The organism is Acidobacteriota bacterium (assembly GCA_040752915.1).
Lineage (GTDB): Bacteria > Acidobacteriota > UBA4820 > UBA4820 > DSQY01 > JBFLVU01.
On record JBFMHB010000112.1, the window covers coordinates 1 to 5,365 of the forward strand.

At 67.6% G+C, this 5,365-nt stretch carries 5 protein-coding genes; 4 read left to right on the forward strand and 1 reads right to left on the reverse strand.

Going from position 1 to position 5,365, the window contains the following annotated elements:
• Positions 1-1,392: RCC1 repeat-containing protein (locus tag AB1824_12960; protein MEW5765870.1), on the reverse strand; the 1,392-nt coding region annotated here is incomplete at its 3' end.
• A 172-nt stretch (positions 1,393-1,564) separates the two neighbouring features.
• Between AB1824_12960 and AB1824_12965 the strand changes: the two genes are divergently transcribed.
• The 4 genes from AB1824_12965 to AB1824_12980 all read left to right on the forward strand — a co-directional run.
• Positions 1,565-3,043 carry an amino acid permease gene (locus AB1824_12965; GenBank protein MEW5765871.1) on the forward strand — a complete coding sequence of 493 codons (1,479 nt, stop codon included), beginning with the start codon at positions 1,565-1,567 and terminating at the stop codon, positions 3,041-3,043.
• A gap of 51 nt (positions 3,044-3,094) precedes the next feature.
• Positions 3,095-3,658, forward strand: coding sequence for a hypothetical protein (locus AB1824_12970; protein MEW5765872.1), 564 nt, complete (start codon positions 3,095-3,097; stop codon positions 3,656-3,658).
• 133 nt (positions 3,659-3,791) lie between these two features.
• Positions 3,792-4,982 carry an aminotransferase class V-fold PLP-dependent enzyme gene (locus AB1824_12975; GenBank protein MEW5765873.1) on the forward strand — a complete coding sequence of 397 codons (1,191 nt, stop codon included), beginning with the start codon at positions 3,792-3,794 and terminating at the stop codon, positions 4,980-4,982.
• An 81-nt stretch (positions 4,983-5,063) separates the two neighbouring features.
• Positions 5,064-5,365 (forward strand): PilZ domain-containing protein (locus AB1824_12980; GenBank protein ID MEW5765874.1); only part of this gene is annotated, 302 nt, incomplete at its 3' end.

The window sequence follows — 5,365 nt, forward strand, 5'->3', positions numbered from 1 at the left end:
CACCGACGCCGCGGAGGTCAGGCCGGAGACTTGCACCGGCGTGCCGTGGTTCTCCCAGGCGCCGTTCCCCAGGGAGCCGCTCCCTCCGTATCCGCAGGTCCACACCGTCCCCCCGTTCCGAAGGAAAAGGCTGAAGTAGTCGCCCCCGCTCACCTTCACCGCGTCGGAGATCCCGGTCACCGTCACCGGCCAGGCGGGCGCCAACTCCCGGCCCGAGGCGCACTGGCCCTGGAAGTCGCGGCCAACGGTCTGAACCGTCCCCCCTGCCCCCAGAAGGAGGGTGAAGTCCGAACCCGAGGCCACTCGAGCCGCCCCAGTGAAAGGCGCCAGCGGGAGGGGAAAATACTCCCCTCCCGTCGGACCGATGCCCAACTCGCCGAAGGGGTTGGACCCGAATCCCACCCAGGAGGCGTCGCTTTTCCGCACGAAACTCCGATTCCCGCCCGCCCACACCGATGCGCAGCCGGAAAGCCCGGGAATTTGCGTGGCCAAGGAGGTTTGGTACGCCGAATACCCGAGGCCCAATTGCCCGTTGTTGCCGTCTCCCCAGGACCAGACGGTCCCGTCGGACTTGAGGGCCAGGCTGTGGTTGTCTCCCGCGGCCAGGCCGGTTCCTCCGGTGAAGGCCGCCACTTGGACGGGAGTCGATCGGTTGGTGGTGGTCCCGTCTCCCAGTTGGCCGTACTCGTTGTGACCCCAGGCCCAGATCGTACCGTCCGACTTCAAGGCCAAAACGTGGTTCAGTCCGGCGGCGATGGCGACGACGCCCGAGAGCCCGGGCACGGGGGCGGGGGTCCACCGATCGACGGTGGTTCCGTCCCCAAGCTGGCCGTTGCCGTTGTACCCCCACGACCAGACCGTTCCGTCGCTCTTGAGCGCATAGCTGGATCCATACCCGGCGGCCACGGCGGTCACACCGGAGAGGCCGAGGCACTTCACGATATCGTTTCTCCAATCCACCGTGCCGTCCCCGAGCCCGCCCCACCAATTGGCTCCCCAGGCCCATACGGTCCCATCGACGGCCAGGGCCAGGACGTGGATCGGTCCACAGGCCAATCCAGACGCCTGGGGCACCCCGGGCACGGGACGGGGAACGGCTCGGCTGCGATAGTCTCCGGGCGAGACCTGACCACAGCTGTTGTCCCCCCAGGCCCATACGGTCCCGTCGGTGAGAAGGGCCGCTCCATAATTCTGACCCGCGGACACGTCCTGGACGCCCGAAAGGCCCTCTACCGCCTCCAGGGTCGGTCGCGACAGCACCGCCTCGCCGAGCTGACCGTAATGATCCTCTCCCCATCCGAAGGCCTGGCCCTGGGCGCGGACATCCCCCGCGCACCACGACGCCAGAACCGCAAAGAGGAGCCCGACCGAAGCAACACGAATGCCTGACATGGGACGCCCTCCCCTCGGCGCTGCTGTCCGCCCGAACTTGAATCCTCGCCTGGCCTATGGGTACAGGGTAATCCGGCTCGCCGGGAAAGGCAATCGGTCCCCATCGCGTTTCGCCGGGCGCGCCGAGTCCGGCCCTTGCGGCGGGCCGGCCGGCGGCGCTACCCTTTCCGCCATGGCGTTTCTCGGGGGGCTTTTTCGCACAAAGGACGCGGCGCGGCTCAAAGCCGAGGCGGAGACCAACGCCCACCGTCTCAAGCGCGTGCTGGGCCCCATGGATCTCGTCGCCCTCGGGATCGGCGGGGTCATCGGCGCGGGGATCTTCGCCCTCGTCGGAACGGCCGCGGCGGGCGACGCCGCCCGCCCCGGGGCCGGTCCGGCCATCGTCGTTTCCTTTCTCATCACCGGCCTGTGCTGCGCTTTCGCGGGCCTCTGCTACGCCGAGTTCGCCAGCGTCGTTCCCATCTCCGGAAGCGCCTACACATACGCCTACGCCACGCTGGGCGAACTCGTGGCCTGGATCATCGGGTGGGACCTCATCCTCGAATACGCGGTGGGCAACGTGGCCGTCGCCGTCTCCTGGTCGGGCTACTTCTGTGAACTGCTCCGGGGCTTCGGGCTGGAGTTTCCCCGGTGGCTGGCCACGGACCTCAGAACGGCGCTCCACACCCCCGAAATCCTCGCCCAGGCCCCGAGAATCCTGGGGGTTCCCATCGCCTTCAACCTCCCCGCCTTTTTCATCGTCGCCTTCCTGACGACGATCCTCGTGCTGGGCATCCGCGAGAGCGCCCGCTTCAACGCGGTCATGGTGGGCATCAAGCTCCTCGTGCTGGGTTTCTTCGTCTTCGTGGGGCTGGCCTACGTTCGCCCGGAGAACTGGCACCCCTTCGCGCCCAACGGCTGGTCGGGCATCCAGGCGGGCGCCGCCGTCATTTTCTTCGCCTACATCGGCTTTGACGCCGTCTCGACGGCGGCGGAGGAGTGCCGCCGCCCCGAACGGGACCTCCCCATCGGAATCCTCGGCTCCCTCGCCGTCTGCACGGTGATCTACATCGTCGTGGCGGCGGTGCTGACGGGGATGGTCCCCTGGAACCTGCTGAATACGGCGGAGCCGCTCTCCGTGGCCATGCGGGGCGTCCAGATGGACTGGGCCGCGGGCATCGTGGCCTTCGGGTCGGTGATCGCCCATACGGCCGTGCTCCTCGTATTTCAACTGGGCCAGCCGCGGATCTTCTTTTCCATGGCCCGCGACGGCCTCCTTCCGCCGGCCTTCGCGAGGGTCCATCCCCGCTACAAGACGCCCCACGTCACGACGCTGCTGTCGGGATTGTTCGTGGGCGGGACCGCGTGTTTCGCCAGCCTGGACGAAATGGCGGACCTCTGCAACATCGGAACCCTCTCGGCCTTCTTCATCGTTTGCGCGGGGATTCTCGTTCTGAGGTACAGGGACCCTCTGCGGCCGCGCCCCTTCCGGACCCCCTTCGTCCCTGTTGTCCCTCTTCTCGGAATGGCCGCCTGCCTCTACCTCATGCTGGGCCTTCCCCTCACCGCGTGGATCCGCTTCGGCGTCTGGCTCCTGGCGGGATTGGCCCTGTATTTCGCCTACGGCTTCTCCAGGAGCCGACTCCGCCGGGAGCCCGCCGCTCCCGCGTGAGTTGGCGCGTCCTGTCGGGTGGCCTTATACTTTGGCCAAGGAGGGGGCGCCATGGTTCGAACCCCAGCCCGCTGGTCCCTTCCTGCGCGGGTCCTCGCCGTGACGGGAGGGACTTTTCTGCTCGCCGCCTGCGCCGGTGCCGGGAGACCCCGGTCCGCGGTGGGCGATTCGAATGAAGCACACCTTTCGGCCTTGCGGCAGGTCGCCTGCGTGGCCGTCTCTTCTGAGTCCGCGCCCATCGAGCGGCACGCGGCCTCCGTCCTCCGCAGGGAGGGAGGGCCCGCGGTGGTCCCCCGGTTGGGGAATGTGGACCTGCTGGAGATTTCCCTCCGGTGCGGGGGCGATCTCGTGGACGAGGGCGTGATGCCGAACCGCCCCCTGTGCAACGGCTTCGGGGAAGAAGTCCTGAAGATGCGCCTGGACTCCTCCGAAGGCAGCCAGCCCACCTGCCAGGGGAGCCTGGTCCTCCGCCGCGAGGGCCGCCCCATTTGGTGGGTCAAGGACTGGTCGCCCTGTCGCACGGAGCGGGACATCTTCGGCTTCGTGGAGCGACTGACCGCTCGGTTCGCCGCCGAGTGGAAAGCCGCCCAGAAAACCGATCCTCCGGGGTCCTGAGCCTTCCCGCGGCTTGGTGGATTTCACCCAAGACCGGCCTTCTCCCTCCCCGCCTGTGGTCCGGGTGGGCGATTCCCCGTAGACTGCGCCCTCCGGTCCGCCCGGCGGACCCCACCCTCAGGGGGCTCTGGAGATGGATGACCTCGTATACCTGGACAACGCCGCCACGACCTTTCCCAAGCCCGAGGCGGTCCATCAAAAGATGGGGAGCTTCTATCGAAACTACGGCGTCAATCCCGGCCGGACGGGGTGCGATCTGGCTTTGGCGGCCGAGGAGATGGTTCGGGGGACCCGCGAGAAGCTCTCGGATCTGTTCAATCCCTCCCTCAAGTCCAGAGGAATCCGAAAGGACCCGGACCGGCTCGTTTTCACCCTGAACGCCACAGGCGCCCTCAACCTGATCCTCAAGGGTACGCTGAGCCCCGGAGATCACGTGGTCTCCACGTGGATGGAGCACAACTCCGTACTCCGCCCCATCCACCATCTCCAGAAGACGGGGGTGGAGGCCGACTTCATCCGTCCCGACGGCGAAGGGTACGTGGACCCGGACGACGTGCGCAAGGCGATTCGTCCGAATACCCGTCTCGTGATCGTCAACCACGCCTCCAACGTGACGGGGGCGGTGCAGGACATCGAGGCCATCGGCCGGATCTGCGCCGAGAAGGAAGTCCCCTTTGCCGTGGACACGGCCCAGACGGCGGGCGTCCTCCCCATCGACATGGAGACCTGCCACATCTCCTTCCTCTCCTTCACCGGCCACAAGGGGCTTTTCGGCCCCACGGGCACGGGGGGGATCTGCGTGGCGGACGGAGCGCGCATCGAGGGAACCCTCTGGGGCGGCACGGGGGTCAAGAGCGCGTACCCGTACCACCTGGAGGAGTACCCTTACAGGCTGGAGGCCGGCACGCTCAATCTGGCGGGCATCGCGGGCCTCCGCGCCGGAGTGGAGTGGATCCTGGAACGCGGGCTCGAGTCCATCCACCGCCACGAAATGGGCTTGCTCGCCTCCTTCCAGGACGCCGTCCGCGACATCCCGGGCCTGCGCCTCTGCGGGACCTCGCGCCTCGACCGAAGGGTGGCCACATGCTCCGTGACGCTGGAGGGGTTCGACCCCTCCGACGTGGGAACCTTCCTGGACGTGGACCACGGAATCGTCACCCGAACCGGCCTCCAGTGCGCGCCCCTGGTTCACGAGCACATGGGAACCTCGCCGCGCGGCACCGTCCGATTCTCCTTCGGGCCTTTCAACACCTCCGAACACGTGGAGCGGGCCGCCTCCGGGCTCCGCTCCGTGGCGGCCCTGCGAAAACCCAAGGGCGCCTGAAGAGCCCCTCTCCACCGATCCCGGTCTTGCGTTTCGGTGTGAAACGGGTCTACATTTGATTCGTAGACAACCGAGGACTCGATGAACGGAGAGGTGAAGAACTCGCGGCGATTTCCCCGCATCCGGTCCGAAAGGTCCATCCGGGTATCGCGCCTGGACCCGGAAGGGCTGATGGGCCTGTCGAGCACCCGCGTGCTGGGTCTCGGGGGGTGCATGTTCTTCCACCCCGAGTCCCTGGGCGCGGGAACCCTCGTGGGGCTGGAGATCGACGCGGGGCAGGGAGGCACCGTGGTCACGACGGCTCGGGTGGTGTACGAGTTCTTTCGGGGAAGCGACGGGTACGAGGTGGGCGTCGAGTTCCTCGATCTGGGTCCGAGGGAGTC

What these genes read in the sequence shown, in the direction of transcription:
- AB1824_12965 (MEW5765871.1), top strand. Translation starts at nt 1,565, where the DNA reads ATGGCGTTTCTCGGGGGGCTTTTTCGCACAAAGGACGCGGCGCGGCTC.
- AB1824_12970 (MEW5765872.1), top strand. Translation starts at nt 3,095, where the DNA reads ATGGTTCGAACCCCAGCCCGCTGGTCCCTTCCTGCGCGGGTCCTCGCC.
- AB1824_12975 (MEW5765873.1), top strand. Translation starts at nt 3,792, where the DNA reads ATGGATGACCTCGTATACCTGGACAACGCCGCCACGACCTTTCCCAAG.